Origin of the sequence: Pseudonocardia sp. KRD291, assembly GCF_019263595.1 — a bacterium.
In the GTDB taxonomy this organism is placed as follows: Bacteria; Actinomycetota; Actinomycetes; order Mycobacteriales; family Pseudonocardiaceae; genus Pseudonocardia.
Genome location: NZ_JADQDD010000147.1, coordinates 1 through 15402, shown reverse-complemented (window position 1 = coordinate 15402; position 15402 = coordinate 1). Strand labels below are relative to the sequence as shown.

Genomic DNA, 15402 nt, shown 5'->3' with positions numbered 1-15402 from the left:
TCATGATCGGGCCATGAGGACGACCGCGGCGGTGCTCTGGGAACCCGGTGGCAAGTGGGAGGTCGAGGAGGTCGAGCTCGACGGCCCGCGGGCGGGCGAGGTTCTCGTCGAGCTGACGGCATCCGGTCTCTGCCACTCCGACGAGCACATGGTGACCGGGGACCTGCCGGTCGCGTACCCGATGGTCGGCGGCCACGAGGGCGCCGGGCGGGTCACCGAGATCGGGCCCGGGGTGACCGAGGTGGCCGTCGGCGACCCGGTCGTGATGACGTTCCTGCCCAGCTGCGGGCGCTGCCAGTACTGCGCCCGCGGGTGGCCGAACCTGTGCAACGACGGCGCCGGGGCCACCCTGGGTCCGCAGCTGGACGGCACCTACCGGTTCCACGCGCGGGGAGAGGACGTCGGCCAGATGTGCCTGCTCGGCACGTTCGCCCGGCACACCGTCGTCCCGGTGAAGTCCGTCGTGAAGATCGACGAGGGGTTCCCGCTGGACCTCGCCGCGCTCGTCGGCTGCGGGGTGACGACCGGGTTCGGCTCGGCCGTGCGCTCCGCGGATCTGCGCGCAGGCGACTCGGCCGTGGTGATCGGCGTCGGCGGGATCGGCGCGAACGCGGTCCAGGGCGCCCGGGTCGCCGGGTGCCGCTACGTCGTCGCCGTCGACCCCGTCGAGTTCAAGCGCGAGCAGGCCCTGACCCTCGGAGCCACGCACACGGCCGCGAGCATCGACGAGGCGTGGGAGGTCGTGTCCGGGCTGACCCGCGGGCAGCTGGCCGACGCCGCGATCCTGTGCACCGGCGTGGCCGAGGGCACCGACCTGCAGCCGGCGCTGCAGCTCGTCGGTAAGGGCGGACGGGTCGTGGTCACCGCGCTCGGGCACGCCGAGGAGGACACGGCGTCGCTGTCGCTGCTCGAGCTCACGCTCTACGAGAAGCAGATCCGCGGTGCCCTGTTCGGCAGCTCCGCCGCCCAGCACGACGTGCCGCGGCTGCTGGAGATGCACAACCTCGGGCAGCTCAAGCTCCGCGAGCTGATCACCAAGGAGTACACCCTCGAACAGGTGAACGAGGGTTACGAGGACATGCGCGCCGGGCGCAACATCCGGGGCCTCATCCGGTACTAGAGAGATCGACGCGCACCACCACCGACGGCAAAGGAGCCAGGACGTGACGGCGACGAAGCGGACGATCGAGCACGGCAAGCGGAACGGGTTCGCGAGCCTGTCCGGGGGCGGGCTGAAGCAGGACTCGTTCCCGCTGCGCCTGTTCTCCAAGGGCAACGCGAAGCACTGGAACCCGGCCGACATCGACTTCAGCCAGGACGCGGCCGACTTCGCCGCGATGACCGACGACGAGCGCTGGCAGTGCTGCGCGCTCGCCGCCCAGTTCCTGGCCGGCGAGGAGTCGGTGACCCAGGACCTGCAGCCGTTCGTGGCCGCGATGGCCGCCGAGGGCCGCTTCGCCGACGAGATGTACCTGACCCAGTTCGTGTTCGAGGAGGCCAAGCACACCCAGGCCTTCCGGCTGTGGTTCGACGCGATCGGCATGACCGACGATCTTCACGAGTACATCGAGCACAGCGACGCCTACATGGAGATCTTCACCAAGGCGCTGCCGGAGAGCCTCTACGCGCTCGGCGACGACCCGTCGCCGCGCAACCAGGTCCGCGCCTCGGTGACCTACAACCACATCGTCGAGGGCACGCTCGCGCTGACCGGCTACTTCGCCTGGCACAAGATCTGCGCCGAGCGCGGCATCCTGCCCGGGCTGCAGAAGGTCATCAAGCACATCGGTGACGACGAGCGCCGCCACATGGCGTGGGGCACGTTCACCTGCCGGCGCCACGTCGCCGCCGACGACAGCCTCTACGACGTCGTCGACGAGCGGATGCAGGAGCTGATGGTGCCCGCGATGGGCGTCGTCACCGGCACCGTGGACCGGTTCCCGGAGGGCCAGGTGCCGTTCGCGATCGACATCAACGAGCTGGCCGAGTACGCGATGGACAAGCTCGGACGGCGGCTCGGCGCGATCGAGTCCGCCCGCGGGGCGGACCTGTTCGTGATAGACGTCGACGCCGAGCCCGAGCAGCTCGAGGAGCAGTTCCACGCCGAGGACCAGCGCGAGCTGGTCGCCGCCGCGGCGGGCTGAGCCCGGCCTCCCGGTGGCCCGGAGCCGGCCCGGGCGTCACGAGCCCGTCGCCGGGACGGTCACCGGGAGGCGCTTGATGCCGTTGATGAAGTTGCCGGCCAGGTACTCGGGCTCTCCGACGGCCAGGTCCGGCACCCGGGTGAGCAGCTCGCCGAACAGCGAGTTCAGCTGCATCCGCGCCAGGTGGCTGCCCAGGCAGAAGTGCGGCCCGCCGCCACCGAACCCGATCTGCGGGTTCGGGTCGCGGGAGATGTCGAAGACTTCCGGGGCGTCGAACGCCTGCTCGTCGCGATTGCCGGAGTGGTAGAAGAGCACCACCTTCTCGCCCTCGGCGATCCTCTGGCCGCGGATCTCGCCGTCGCGGCGCGCGGTACGCCGGAAGGTCAGCACCGGGCTGGCCCAGCGGACGAACTCCTCGACCGCGCCGGCGATCCGGCCGTCGAAGTCCTCGACCAACCTCCGGCGCTGCTCCGGGTTGCGGGCCAGGGCCAGGACCGCGTGGCTGGCGGTCTGGCGGGTGGTGTCGTTGCCGGCCACGCAGAGCAGCACGAAGAACGCCGCGATCTCCTCGTCGGTGAGCGCGACGCCGTCGACCTCGGCCTGCACCAGCGCCGTCATCAGGTCGTCGGCCGGTTCCTCGCGGCGCGCCGCGGAGAGCGCGAACGACGCGGTGTGCAGGGTCATCAGGGCGTCGAGCAGCACGCCCATCGGGTCGCCGTCGCCGACGTAGTCCGGGTCGTTCCAGCCGACCATCGCGTTCGCGGCGTCCGCGACCTCCTGCCGCCGCTCCTCCGGGATGCCGATCATCTGCGAGATCGTCCACATCGGGAGCCGGGCGGAGACCGCGGTGACGAAGTCGGTCTCGCCGGGGGCGGCCAGCAGGTCGTCGACGATGATCCGGGCCTGCTCGCGGATCTGCTCCTCGATCCGGCGGACCCGCCTCGGCGTGAACACCGAGCTGATCACCCGCCGCGACCTGTTGTGCCGCGGGGCGTCCATCGCGAGGATCGAGTGCGCGGCCTCGAGGACGTCCTCGGGCACGTCCTCGAGCATCACCCCGCCGTACTCCTGACCGGATCCGAACGTCTCCGCGTCGCGGCTCACGGCCACGATGTCGGCGTGCGTGACGATCGCCCAGAACCCGGGGTCGTCGGGGTTCGGCAGCAGCTCGGTCTCGGCCGGGCGGTGCCAGGACAGCGGACGGTCGCGGCGCAGCTCGGCGAAAGAGCGCTCGCGCTCGTCGGGCGGCCGGGCCCAGAACGCGAAGCTGGAGATGTCGATCGGGTCGTGCGGGCGCTCCGCGGAGGGGGTCATGCGACGACCAGGTCGTCGCGCCCGTCGGCCTGCAGGCGTGCGACGTAGACCGGGAACAGGCGCTTCGAGAGCGGGGCGAGCTGGAGCAGCTTGGTGATCGTGCCGTCCACCTTCACCTTGCCCTTGGCCATGGCGAACGTGAGGTTGACCTTGCCCTGCCAGTAGGCGTTGGCGGTCTCGGTGGACATCGTCATCGTGGACGTGGCATCGGGGGCGCCCGGGTCGGAGCCCCTCCAGACCTTCCCGCCTGCCAGGTCGATGATCAGTGCGCTGTCCGGTTCGGTGCACTGCTGGCGCAGCACCAGACCGGTCGCCCGGAGCTTCGGCTCCAGCTCGGGGTCCGCCAGCGCGGTCTCGAAGATGCCGCCGATGTAGCGGTACAGCTCGTCCTCGTCCGAGAACCCGGCCACGTCACCCTCCACGTCGATCGATGCGGGCTTGCGTCCGAAAAATAACATACCTTACGTTACTGTCAATGCTCCGCAGGGCGCGGCTGTCCTCGCGGTCGGCCCCGGCGGGCAGACTGGTCGGGCGGGAACCGCACGACGGGTGCCGTACGACGACCTGAACGAGCCTTCCGCGCCGATCGCGCGGGAGCCGGGGGAGAGTGGTGGGCAGTGCCCAGGAGATCCGGTCGCCAGATCGCTGCCGAGCAGTACTTCGCCGCGGCGATGACGATCCTCGCGCGGGACGGGGCGGCCGGCCTGAAGATCGGCCCGCTGTGCCGGGCACTGGGTGTGACCAGCGGGTCGTTCTACCACCACTTCGGCAGCTGGGCCGGTTTCGTGCGCGCCCTGCTGCAGCACTGGGAGGCCGAGCAGACGTCCAGGGTGGTCGAGATGGCGCGGGCCACGGCCGACCCGGTCGAGCGGATGGAGGTGCTCAAGCGGCTGACCGTCGAGCTCCCGCACGACTCCGAGGCCGCGATCCGGGCCTGGTCGGCGATGGATACCGAGGTCGGACGCTCGCAGCGGCGCGTCGACGCCCAGCGGCGGATGGCGGTGGAGCAGGTCATCGTCGGAGTCGTCCCGGACCGGGACGTCGCGGCGCGGCTCGCGGTGCTCGGGCTCTCGATCCTGGCCGGGTTCCAGCAGACCTGCTCGCCCCGCGATCCGGCGCTGCTGCGCGCGCTGTTCGACGACTACCAGGCCATGATCGCGCAGCACTCCGGAGCGGGGCTGCCCGGATCGGCGTGACGCCTCCGATCGGGTGGTCCCGCTCCGTGCGCCGATGTGGGCCCGAGGACCCCGCGAGCAGATCGTGACCGTCCGCACGGCGGAACCGCCTGGTCGGTACGGCCCAATGACGTCCGGGTGGTGCCTACTCCGTGTCGTCACTCTCCGACGTTCCGTGACCATAACGTATCACATGGTTTGGTATCGAACGCGCTCTTTCGCGTACCTGGAAGTAACCGAGGCGCGGCCCGGTCGTTGACCGGATCAGCACCGGTGGGGACGTCGGCGGGCCCACCGGCCCGGACATGCCCGGTGGCCAGGCGGTGCGATGACTTCGGAGCAGGCGCAAGGAGGCGGCGGGTGACCGGTGTCGAGGTGAAGGTCGAGGGACTCTCGAAGTCCTTCGGGCGGGCCAACATCTGGTCCGACGTGACCCTGACGCTGCCTCCGGGTGAGGTCTCGGTGCTGCTCGGCCCGTCGGGTACGGGCAAGTCGGTGTTCCTGAAGACCCTGATCGGGCTGCTCAAGCCGGAGAAGGGGTCGATCATGATCAACGACACCGACCTGGTGACCTGCGGCGAGTCGAGGCTCTACGAGCTGCGCAAGTTGTTCGGGGTGCTGTTCCAGGACGGCGCGCTGTTCGGGTCGATGAACCTCTTCGACAACATCGCGTTCCCGCTGCGCGAGCACACGAAGAAGTCGGAGTCGGCGATCCGCGACATCGTCGCGGAGAAGATGGACCTGGTCGGCCTGGCCGGCGACGAGGGCAAGCTGCCCGGGGAGATCTCCGGCGGGATGCGCAAGCGGGCCGGACTGGCCCGCGCGCTGGTGCTGGACCCGGAGATCATCCTGTTCGACGAGCCGGACTCGGGTCTGGACCCGGTGCGGACGGCGTACCTGAACCAGCTCATCGTGGACCTGAACGCGCAGACGGACTCGACGTTCCTGATCGTCACCCACGACATCAACACCGCGCAGACGCTGCCGGACAACATCGGGATGCTCTACCGCAAGCACCTGGCCATGTTCGGCCCGCGGGAGGTGCTGCTGACCTCCGAGGAGCCGGTGGTGGCCCAGTTCCTCAACGGGCGCCGGCAGGGACCGATCGGGATGTCGGAGGAGAAGGACACCGCGCAGGCCGAGAAGGAGATGGCCGAGGCCGGCGAGCTGGCCGGCCTGCCGGAGATGAAGGACCAGATCGAGCCCTCGCCCGGGGTGCCCGACCGGGCGGCCGTGCACCGCCGCCGGGAGCGCGTCGAGGCGATGATGCACGAGCTGCCCCAGCCCGCCCAGGACGCGATCCGCCGCTCCTACGCCAACAGCGACGGCGGTGACGGCTCCGCGTGGGCGGGTCCGGAGAGCCGGGAGCGCGAGCAGGTGACCGTCGTGGCCGGTGGCGCGCCCGGCCCGGAGGCGTCCGAGCAGACCCAGGTCGTGCCCTCGCAGTCCGACGCCCCGACCGAGGCGGTCCCGACCGAGGCGTCCCCGACGGAGGCCCCGACCGAGGCGGCCGCGACCGAGGCCCCGACCGAGGCCGGCGCCCGGCCGGACCCGGACGAGCGGCCCACCGACGTGCACCCGCGGGTCACCGACGACGGCGAGCCCACGGCGCCCCCGGCCGCGGAGGCCGAGCAGGGCCGGGGCCGGCACTCGTTCCGGATCTTCGGCGGTCGCAGGGGTCAGGACTCGTGACCTCGCCCAGCCCGATCGCCCGGGCGCTGACCCCGGTCGGAAAGCTGTTCGGCCTCGGCGCCGACATCATGCGCCAGGCGTTCCGCCCGCCGTTCCAGCTGCGCGAGTACATCGAGCAGACGTGGTTCGTCACCAAGGTCTCGGCACTGCCGACGGCGCTGTTCACGATCCCGTTCGGTGCGACGATCGCCCTGCTGCTCGGTGAGCTCACCCGGCAGTTCGGCGCGCAGTCCCAGACCGGCGCCGGCTCGGTGCTCGCGATCGTGCAGCAGGCCGCGCCGATCGTCACCGCGCTGCTGATCTCCGGTGCGGGCGGCAGTGCGGTCTGCGCCGATCTCGGCGCGCGCACGATCCGCGAGGAGATCTCGGCGATGGAGGTGCTCGGCATCTCGCCGATCCAACGCCTCGTCGTGCCGCGGGTGCTGGCCATGGCCACCACGGCCGTCGTGCTCAACGGCCTCGCCACGGTCGTCGGCGTCGGCGGCGGCTACTTCTTCAACGTGATCATCCAGGGTGGGACGCCGGGCGCCTACATCGCCAGCTTCTCCGCGATCGCGCAGGTCTCGGACATCGTCGTCAGCGAGCTGAAGGCGTTCCTGTTCGGTCTCACCGCCGGCATCGTCGCGGCCTACCGCGGGCTCAACCCCCCGCCCGGCGCCAAGGGGGTCGGCGACGCGGTCAACCAGTCCGTCGTCATCTCCTTCGTCCTCGTGTTCATGCTCAACCTGGTGCTGACCGCTCTGTACCTCGAGCTCGTGCCGCCGAAGGGGCTGTAGACCAGTGGCCATCTCGTCCTCGCCCCTGGGCGCGCGCGTACGGCGCGGGCTGCAGGCGCCGCTCGACCAGCTCGAGGAGCTGGGCGACCAGCTCTCGCTCTACATCCGCTCGATCCTGTGGATCCCGCGCACGGTCACCCGCTACGGCAAGGAGGTGGCGCGGCTGCTGGCCGAGGTCTCCTTCGGCTCCGGCGCACTGATCGTCATCCTCGGCACCGCGGGCGTGATGGCGTCGCTGTCGCTGTTCGTCGGGTCGCTGGTCGGCCTGCAGGGCTTCCGCGCCCTGGACTCGCTCGGTGTCGAGGCCTTCACCGGCTTCATCACCGCCTACTTCAACACCCGCGACATCGCCCCGCTGGTCGCCGCCTCGGCGCTGACCGCGACGCTCGGTGCCGGGTTCACCGCCCAGCTCGGCGCGATGCGGATCTCCGAGGAGATCGACGCGCTCGAGGTCATGGCCGTGCCCAGCGTCCCCTACCTGGTCACCACCCGGGTGATCGCCGGGATCATCGCGGTCGTCCCGATCTACACGATCGGCCTGCTGGCCAGCTTCGCCGCCTCCCGGCTGAACGTGACACTGATCAACGGGCTACCCGGCGGCACCTACGACCACTACTTCGACCTGTTCCTACCGGTCAAGGACGTCCTCTTCTCCTATCTCAAAGTGATCATCTTCTCCGCGGTGATCATCCTGATCCACTGCCACTACGGGTACCGGGCCAAGGGCGGGCCGGCCGGCGTGGGGATCGCGGTCGGCCGCGCGGTGCGGCTCTCGATCGTGAGCACCGCGATCCTGGACTTCTTCCTGACCCTGGTCATGTTCGGCACCGAGACCTCGGTGCGGGTCGCGGGATGAGGTCGCCGCGGAAGGTCCTCCAGGGTCTGGTGTTCGTCGTGGTCATCGTCGGCCTGCTCGGCCTGTCGGTGGCGCAGTACAACGGGGTGTTCAAGGCTGGTGTCCCGGTGACGCTGCAGGTCGACCGGACCGGCACGCAGCTGCAGGAGCGGGGCGACGTCAAGGTCCGCGGCCTGATCGTCGGCTCGATCGAGTCGGTCGCCTCGAACGGCCCCACCGCGACCGTCCAGATGATGATGAACCCGGACATGATCGACCAGATCCCGTCGAACGTCACCGCCCGGCTGCTGCCCAAGACGCTGTTCGGCGAGAAGTTCGTGTCCCTGGTTCCGCCGCCTGCTCCGTCGGGCCAGGCGCTCGCCGCGGGCGAGGTGATCGGGGAGGACCGCAGCCAGTCCGCCCGCGAGGTCGAGCGCGTGCTCGACGACCTGCTTCCGCTGCTGCAGGCGGTCCGCCCGGACCAGCTCGCGACCACCCTGGGCTCGCTGTCCTCGGCGCTGCAGGGCCGCGGTGACCAGCTGGGCACGACCCTCGAGCAGCTGAACACGCTGACCAAGGGCCTGAACCCGGCGGTGCCGGACCTGCAGGAGGACATCAGCCAGCTGGCCGACTTCTCGCAGAACCTCTCCGAGGCCGCGCCGGACCTGCTGGACGCGACCGACAACCTGACCACGACCCTGCGCACGGTGGTCGAGCAGCGGGACGGCCTGCGGGACACCTTCCGCTCGGTCACCGCCGCGTCGGACGACCTGCGGGCCTTCCTCGACGCCAACGGCGACAACATCATCGGTCTGGCCGCGTCCAGCCGCCCGACGCTGGAGACGCTGGCCCGGTACTCGCCGGAGTTCCCCTGCCTGACCAGCCAGCTGGTGGACCTCATCCCGAAGATCAACGACGCGATCCACCCGAACGAGGACCCGGGCATCCACATCACGCTCGAGATCGTCGCGAACAAGGGCAAGTACCTGCCGAACCAGGACGAGCCCCGCTACGCCGACGACCGCGGCCCGCGGTGCTACCCGATCCCGGTCCCGGACGGCACCCAGTACGCGCCGGACGGCCCGTTCCGGGACGGCTCGGTGCCCCAGCCGGCGCCGAAGGGGCAGCCGATGGGCAACCCGGAGGACTTCGGGGTGGACACGTTCGGCACCTACGACGGCACGAACACGTTCGGCATGGTCCAGGACCAGAGTGCGCAGAACGGGGCCGGCCCGCTTCCGGTGCTCCCGCAGCTGCCCGGTGGCCTGTCACTGCCCACGATCGCGCCGAGCTCCTACGACCCGAAGGCGGACATGGGCGTCGGCAACTCGCCCGGCGAGCAGCAGGTGGTCTCCCAGCTCCTGGCCGTGCAGCGCGGTGACTCGCCGTCGGCGGTCCCGGGCTGGAGCACGATGATGGTCGCGCCGATGATGCGCGGTGCGGAGGTGAAGCTCTCGTGAGCCGCCTCCCGCTCGGTGCGCTGATCAAGTTCCTCGTCTTCGCGGTCGTCACGGCCCTGCTGACGACGGTGCTCGGCCTGACCATCGCGAACTCGCGCGGCGGTGACACCGTCGACTACACCGCCAAGTTCGTCGACGCGACCGGCCTCCTGGCCGGGGACGACGTGCGGATCGCCGGCGTCGTCGTCGGCACCGTGTCCGACATCGAGATCGTCGACCAGCGGGTTGCCCTGGTGACCTTCACCGTCGACTCCGGCCAGCAGCTGCCCGCCACGGTGGACGCCACCATCAAGTACCGGAACCTGATCGGCCAGCGCTACGTGTCGCTGGACCAGGGCGTCGGCCCGACCGGGGACCTCCTGCCCGCCGGTGGGCAGATCCCGCTGGAGCGCACGCGCCCGGCCCTGAACCTGACCGTGCTGTTCAACGGGTTCCAGCCGCTGTTCCAGGGGCTGGACCCGGAGCAGATCAACAAGCTCTCGATGGAGATCGTGCAGGTGCTGCAGGGCGAGGGCGGGACCGTGCAGAGCCTGCTGGCCAGCACGGCGTCACTGACCAACAGCATCGCCGACCGCGACCAGGTGATCGGCCAGGTGATCACGAACCTGAACCAGGTGCTGCAGACGGTCAACGAGAACGACCAGGGCCTCAACGAGCTGATCAGCTCGCTGCAGGCGCTGGTGTCCGGGCTGGCGCAGGACCGCGAGCCGATCGGCAACGCGATCGCGTCGATCGGGACGCTCACCGACGTCACCGGGGACTTCCTGCAGGAGGCCCGCCCGCCGCTCAAGGACGACATCCGCAACCTGGGCGACCTGGCCACCCAGCTCGACCAGGGGCAGCCGGCCGTGGAGCGGTTCCTGCAGTTCGCGCCCTACAAGCTGAACAAGATCGGACGGGTCGGCAGCTACGGCGGCTGGTTCCAGTTCTACCTGTGCCAGGTGGGCGGCCAGGTCGGGGTGAACGAGGTGCCGGGCCTGCCCGGCTTCTCGATCCCGAAGATCCCGTTCAACCTGCCCAAGGACGATGCGCCCCGGTGCGGCAGCGACCCGGACCAGGACGGCCTCAGCGCCGCGAACGGCGACCTGCCGGGCGGGTCCGGGACGGCACCGGACAGCCGGGCCGCAGGGTCCCGTGGTCCCGACGGGCAGGCCACGCCCGCCGAGCCGACGACGTCGTCGCTGGACGGGCTGGTGGGCTCCCCGCTCCCGACCTCCCCGCTGCCGACCTCCGAGCCCGGCCGCGAGACCGACTCGAGCCAGAACCCGGTCGCGCCGCTGCTGCCCGAGATCGGAGGCAACTGATGGCCCGGCCCGGCGAGAAGCGCCCGGTGCTGCTGGCGACGATCGGGATCGTGCTGATCCTCGCCGTCACCCTGGCGGCGTTCAACTTCAAGGCGCTGTTCGGAGGCGGCTCGACCTACTACGCCGAGTTCACCGAGGCGGCCGGTCTGCAGGCCGACGACCAGGTGACGGTGGCCGGCGTCGAGGCAGGCCGCGTGCAGAGCGTCGAGCTCGAGGGCGACCACGTGCTGGTCACCTTCACCGTGACCGACGCCTGGGTCGGCAACCGGACGACGGGCTCGATCGAGATCCGCACCCTGCTCGGCTCGAAGTTCCTCGCCCTGGACCCGCGCGGTGACGGTGAGCAGGACCCGGACCAGGTCATCACGAAGGACCGGACGAAGTCCCCGTTCGACGTGGTGGAGGCCTTCAACGGGCTGTCCGGGACGATCGACCAGCTCGACACCGGGCAGCTCGCGACGAGCCTGACCACGCTGGCCGACACGTTCCGCAACACCGCACCCGAGGTGCGCGGGTCGCTGGACGGGCTCTCCCGCCTGTCCCAGACGATCTCGAGCCGGGACGCGCAGCTCAAGTCGCTGCTGGCCGGCACCCGGCAGCTGTCCACGACGCTGGCCGACCGGCGCGGCGACGTGGTGGAACTGATCAACGACGGCAACCTGCTGCTCGGTGAGCTGCAGCGGCGCAAGGACGCGATCGCCGCCCTGCTGGACGGGGTGACGAAGCTGTCGATCCAGCTCCGCGGGCTGGTCGCCGACAACCAGGCGCAGCTGCGTCCCACGCTGGAGACCCTGGACAAGGTGCTCGCGGTGCTCGAGCGCAACCGGGACAACCTGGGTGAGCTGCTCGACAAGGAAGCGGTGTTCGTCCGCGTGTTCGGCAACGCCCTCGGCAGCGGTCGCTGGTTCGACAACTACATCTGCGGCCTGCTCCCGCCCCCCATCGGCCCGATCGGCGGTGACTGCTGATGACCACCACCTGGGCCGCCGACCGGCGGCAGCTGCAGCTCACGGCGCTGATCGCGATCGTCGCGGTCGCCGTCGCGGCCGGGGTCTGGCTGGTGACCTCCGGGTCCGGCCGCCAGATCACGGCCTACTTCACCAACACCTCGGCCCTGTACCCGGACAACGACGTGCGGATGCTCGGCGTGCCGATCGGGCAGATCGACACGATCACCCCCGAGGGCGACCAGGTCCGGGTCGACATGACCATCTCCGACGACGACGTCCAGCTCCCGGCCGACGTCAAGGCGGCGATCGTCTCGCCGAGCCTGGTCACCGGCCGGTACGTGCAGCTCACCCCGGCCTACACCGGGGGACCGGTGTGGCAGGGCGAGCCGGTCCCGGTCGAGCGCACCGCGGTGCCGCTCGGGGTCGACGACCTCACCCGCACCGCGACCGAGCTGTCCCGGGCGCTGGGCCCGCAGGGCGCCAACTCGGCCGGAGCGGTGTCCGACGCGCTGAACGTCGGCGCGCAGAACCTCGACGGCAACGGCCGCGCCCTCAACGACACCATCCGCAACCTCGGCGGCCTCGGCGCGACGCTGAACGGGTCCTCGAAGGACCTGTTCGGCACCATCACCGAGCTGCAGAAGTTCGTGGCCACGATCAAGGAGAACGACCCCGGCGTGCGCGAGCTCAACGGCAAGCTCGCCGACGTCACCGGCTTCCTCGCCTCGCAGCGCACCGAGCTCGGCGACTCGCTGCGCGAGCTCTCCTTCGCCCTCGGCGACGTGGCGGGCTTCGTGCAGGACAACCGGGCCACGCTCAAGTCGAACGTGGACAAGCTGTCCTCGGTGAGCCAGGAGGTCGTGGACCACCAGAAGGCGCTGGCCGAGATCACCGACGTCGCCCCGGCAGCACTGGGGAACCTGGCCAACATCTACAACGGCTCGTCGGAGACGCTCGACACCCGGGTCAACTTCAACGAGCTCTCGCAGCCCATCCCCGCGCTGGTCTGCCAGTTCGCGCAGTCCCAGCTCGACGGGGACGGTAACCCGATCCCGCTCCCGCTGAACCTCGGCAACGCCTGCCAGACGGTCCTGTCGGGCCTCGGAGCCGGTGTCCTGCCCAACCCGCTCGCCCCGCAGGGCACTGAAGGCGGCCTCCCGGCGTCGCCCGGGCTCCCGGCGCTCCCGCTGAACCCGCTGGCCGGTACCCCGCTGTCGTCGACGGGCGACCCGGCGGCGCCGCTGCTGGCCCCGCTGGGTCAGAACGCACCGGCGCCCGCACCGGCGCCCGGCCCGTCGACCGCGACCCCCGCGCCGACGACGTCGGCACCCGCGTCACCGACGCGGGAACCGTCCGGCGGCGGTCTCTTCGGCGGACTCCTCGGAGGCGGATCATGATGCGGCGCTGTGCCCGTCTGGTGGCCCTGCTGACGGTCGTCGGTGTGAGCGCGACCGGCTGCGGTGCGCTCTCCGGCGGCCTTCGCGGGGTGCCCCTGCCCGGTGGCGCCTCGCTCGGCGACGACCCGTACCCGGTGCAGATCGAGTTCCCGGACGTCGTCGACCTGGTCCCGCAGTCGCTGGTCCGGGTCGGGGACGTCCCGGTCGGCTCGGTGGAGAGCATCACGGTCGAGCCGAAGAGCTGGAACGCCGTGGTGACCGTCCTGGTCAACCGCAGCGTCACGCTCCCGTCGAACGCCGAGGCCAAGGTGCGGACCACCTCGCTGCTGGGGGAGAAGTTCGTCGAGCTCGCCACCCCGGCGAGCCCGGCCCCCGGGGTGCTGGCCGAGACCGGGAAGATCGGGCTGCAGAACGCAGGCCGGGCGGCGGAGGTCGAGGAGGTCCTCGGCGCGCTGTCGATGCTGCTCAACGGTGGCGGCGTGGCGCAGATCAAGACGATCTCGACGGAGCTGAACAAGGCGCTGTCGGGCCGCGAGCCGCAGGTGCGTGAGCTGCTGGACAACGTGAACCAGCTGGTCGGCGCCCTGGACTCGCGCAAGGAGGACATCAACCGTGCGCTGGACGGGCTGAACCAGCTCTCCGCGACGCTGGTCGCCCGGCGCCCGGCGATCGAGAACGCACTGCAGAACCTCAGCCCCGGCCTGCGCGAGCTGGAGTCCCAGCGCACGCAGCTGGTGAACATGCTCCGCGCACTGGACCGGCTCTCCGGCGTGGCCACCGACGTGGTCAACCGCAGCCGCGAGGACGTGCTGGCCGACCTGGAGAGCCTGCGCCCGGTGCTGCGCAACCTGGCGGACTCGGGACAGGACCTGCCGGACTCGCTGCAGCTGCTGCTCACGATCCCGTTCACCGACGCCGCGACCGACGCCGTGGCCGGTGACTACGCCAACCTGTACGTGACGGCGGACCTGGATCTGGGCGTGATCCTGAACAACATCCTGGCCAGCAACCAGACCCCGCTGGCGAACAACCCGCTGACCCAGCAGCTGCCGCCGAACGCGCGGCTGCTCGCGCCGCTGCTCGGCGCGGACGGTCAGCCGGCGCCGGTCCCGGGCGTCCCGGACAGCGTCGCGCCGCCGGCCCCCGCGCCGGCTCCCGGCGCCCCGGCCCCGGCCGCGCCGGGCGCGTCGAGCGCCCCGGCGCCGACGCCCGGCCCGACCGCGACCCCCACGCCCAGCCGTGACAGCGGTGGCGGCGGCCTGCTCGGCGGACTGCTCGGAGGTGGCTCGTGATCTCGAGGACGGTACGGCTCCAGCTCCTCGCGCTGGTGCTGGTCGCGATCGTCGGCGTCGGCTACACCGGGTTCCGCTACGGCGGGCTGGACGAGATCTTCGGTGCGACGACGTACCCGGTCACCGTGCAGCTGGCCGACTCCGGCGGCATCTTCTCCGGCGCCGACGTCACCTACCGCGGCGTCAGCGTCGGCCGGGTCGGTCCGCTGACGCTGACCGACAAGGGCGTGGACGTCCAGCTCGACATCGACAACTCGGCGCCGACGATCCCGTCGGACACCTCCGCCGAGGTCCGGAACCTCTCCGCGATCGGCGAGCAGTACGTCGACCTGCTGCCCGGCCCGGAGGGCGGCCCGACGCTGGCCGCCGGGTCGGTCGTGCCGGTGAACCGGACGACGACCCCGGTCGGCGTCGAGGACCTGGTCGTGAACCTCGACGACTTCGTCAGGACCGTCCCGCTGGACTCGCTGCGCACGGTCGTCGACGAGCTGGGCAACGGGTTCGCCGGCACCGCACAGCCGCTGCAGCAGCTGCTCGACACCACGGGCCAGTTCAGCCAGGCCGGCATCGACGCGCTGCCCCAGACCACGGCCCTGATCCGGGACGCCCGCCCGGTACTGACCACCCAGAACGAGATCGCCCCGCAGTTCAAGGAGTTCAGCGCGAGCCTGGCCCAGGTCACCGAGCAACTCAAGCAGTCCGATCCGGACCTGCGCCGGGTCATCCAGAACGCGCCCCGGGCGGGAGACCAGCTCAGCGGTCTGCTGCGGGAGAGCGGGCCCGGTCTGGGGGAGTCGGTGGCCAACCTGCGCGACGTCGCCGAGGTGCTCGAGCCGCGCCAGGCGGCGCTCAAACAGCTCCTGGTCACCTATCCCGGTCTGGTCGCCATCGCGCCGAAGGTGGTGCCCGGCGACGGCACGGCCCACCTGGGTCTGGCCCTCAACATCAACAACCCGCCGGTGTGCACCCGCGGCTACGACACGACCACGCGGCGCAGTGCGCAGGACGTCTCGGAGGTGCCGGTGAACTCGGCGGCCTTCTGCGGCGAGCCACCCGGAAGCCC

At 71.0% G+C, this 15402-nt stretch carries 13 protein-coding genes and 1 pseudogene; 12 read left to right on the top strand and 2 right to left on the bottom strand.

The window, feature by feature from the left end:
* Window positions 1-13 precede the first annotated feature (13 nt).
* The gene (locus tag I4I78_RS19690) at window positions 14-1120 is read left to right on the top strand and encodes an NDMA-dependent alcohol dehydrogenase (RefSeq protein WP_218612867.1); all 1107 of its coding nucleotides are present in this window, start codon (window positions 14-16) and stop codon (window positions 1118-1120) included.
* 43 nt (window positions 1121-1163) lie between these two features.
* Window positions 1164-2144, top strand: coding sequence for a R2-like ligand-binding oxidase (locus I4I78_RS19685; protein ID WP_218612866.1), 981 nt, complete (start codon window positions 1164-1166; stop codon window positions 2142-2144).
* Between the two features lie 36 nt (window positions 2145-2180).
* Here I4I78_RS19685 and I4I78_RS19680 read toward each other — a convergent pair whose 3' ends face one another.
* Both I4I78_RS19680 and I4I78_RS19675 read right to left on the bottom strand, forming a co-directional pair.
* On the bottom strand, window positions 2181-3458 hold the full coding sequence (locus tag I4I78_RS19680) for a cytochrome P450 (protein WP_218612865.1): 1278 nt from the start codon (window positions 3456-3458) through the stop codon (window positions 2181-2183).
* Window positions 3455-3916 (bottom strand): SCP2 sterol-binding domain-containing protein, encoded by a 462-nt coding sequence (locus I4I78_RS19675; RefSeq protein WP_226380034.1) that lies wholly within the window; start codon window positions 3914-3916, stop codon window positions 3455-3457. The genes I4I78_RS19680 and I4I78_RS19675 overlap by 4 nt, the downstream gene beginning before the upstream one ends.
* A gap of 159 nt (window positions 3917-4075) precedes the next feature.
* Here I4I78_RS19675 and I4I78_RS19670 point away from each other — a divergent pair, with 159 nt between their 5' ends.
* The 10 genes and pseudogenes from I4I78_RS19670 to I4I78_RS19625 form a co-directional block, all read left to right on the top strand.
* Complete coding sequence (locus I4I78_RS19670; protein ID WP_218612864.1) at window positions 4076-4654, top strand: TetR/AcrR family transcriptional regulator; 579 nt, start codon at window positions 4076-4078, stop codon at window positions 4652-4654.
* Between the two features lie 339 nt (window positions 4655-4993).
* Window positions 4994-6325: an ATP-binding cassette domain-containing protein gene (locus I4I78_RS19665; protein ID WP_308252233.1), complete on the top strand. Its 1332-nt coding sequence runs from the start codon at window positions 4994-4996 to the stop codon at window positions 6323-6325.
* The gene (locus I4I78_RS19660) at window positions 6322-7101 is read left to right on the top strand and encodes an ABC transporter permease (protein WP_308252232.1); all 780 of its coding nucleotides are present in this window, start codon (window positions 6322-6324) and stop codon (window positions 7099-7101) included. The genes I4I78_RS19665 and I4I78_RS19660 overlap by 4 nt, the downstream gene beginning before the upstream one ends.
* Window positions 7102-7126: 25 nt before the next feature.
* Window positions 7127-7957 carry an ABC transporter permease gene (locus tag I4I78_RS19655; protein ID WP_218612869.1) on the top strand — a complete coding sequence of 277 codons (831 nt, stop codon included), beginning with the start codon at window positions 7127-7129 and terminating at the stop codon, window positions 7955-7957.
* Window positions 7954-9396: an MCE family protein gene (locus I4I78_RS19650; protein WP_218612863.1), complete on the top strand. Its 1443-nt coding sequence runs from the start codon at window positions 7954-7956 to the stop codon at window positions 9394-9396. Before I4I78_RS19655 ends, I4I78_RS19650 begins: the two co-directional genes overlap by 4 nt.
* Window positions 9393-10409 (top strand): annotated as a pseudogene (locus I4I78_RS19645) (MCE family protein); the annotation flags it as partial. The gene I4I78_RS19650 and the pseudogene I4I78_RS19645, both read left to right, overlap by 4 nt.
* Window positions 10410-10699: 290 nt before the next feature.
* Entirely contained in the window at window positions 10700-11668 is a 969-nt protein-coding gene (locus I4I78_RS19640; protein WP_218612861.1) for an MCE family protein, read from the top strand.
* Window positions 11668-13047: an MCE family protein gene (locus I4I78_RS19635; protein ID WP_218612860.1), complete on the top strand. Its 1380-nt coding sequence runs from the start codon at window positions 11668-11670 to the stop codon at window positions 13045-13047. Before I4I78_RS19640 ends, I4I78_RS19635 begins: the two co-directional genes overlap by 1 nt.
* Window positions 13044-14339 (top strand): MCE family protein, encoded by a 1296-nt coding sequence (locus tag I4I78_RS19630; RefSeq protein ID WP_308252230.1) that lies wholly within the window; start codon window positions 13044-13046, stop codon window positions 14337-14339. Before I4I78_RS19635 ends, I4I78_RS19630 begins: the two co-directional genes overlap by 4 nt.
* Window positions 14336-15402 (top strand): MCE family protein (locus tag I4I78_RS19625; RefSeq protein ID WP_218612859.1); only part of this gene is annotated, 1067 nt, incomplete at its 3' end. The genes I4I78_RS19630 and I4I78_RS19625, both read left to right, overlap by 4 nt.

Excerpts from the sequence above, each read along its gene's own strand:
- I4I78_RS19690 (WP_218612867.1), top strand. The coding sequence starts at position 14 with ATGAGGACGACCGCGGCGGTGCTCTGGGAACCCGGTGGCAAGTGGGAG.
- I4I78_RS19680 (WP_218612865.1), bottom strand. The coding sequence starts at position 3,458 with ATGACCCCCTCCGCGGAGCGCCCGCACGACCCGATCGACATCTCCAGC.
- I4I78_RS19675 (WP_226380034.1), bottom strand. The coding sequence starts at position 3,916 with ATGTTATTTTTCGGACGCAAGCCCGCATCGATCGACGTGGAGGGTGAC.
- I4I78_RS19650 (WP_218612863.1), top strand. The coding sequence starts at position 7,954 with ATGAGGTCGCCGCGGAAGGTCCTCCAGGGTCTGGTGTTCGTCGTGGTC.
- I4I78_RS19640 (WP_218612861.1), top strand. The coding sequence starts at position 10,700 with ATGGCCCGGCCCGGCGAGAAGCGCCCGGTGCTGCTGGCGACGATCGGG.
- I4I78_RS19635 (WP_218612860.1), top strand. The coding sequence starts at position 11,668 with ATGACCACCACCTGGGCCGCCGACCGGCGGCAGCTGCAGCTCACGGCG.
- I4I78_RS19630 (WP_308252230.1), top strand. The coding sequence starts at position 13,044 with ATGATGCGGCGCTGTGCCCGTCTGGTGGCCCTGCTGACGGTCGTCGGT.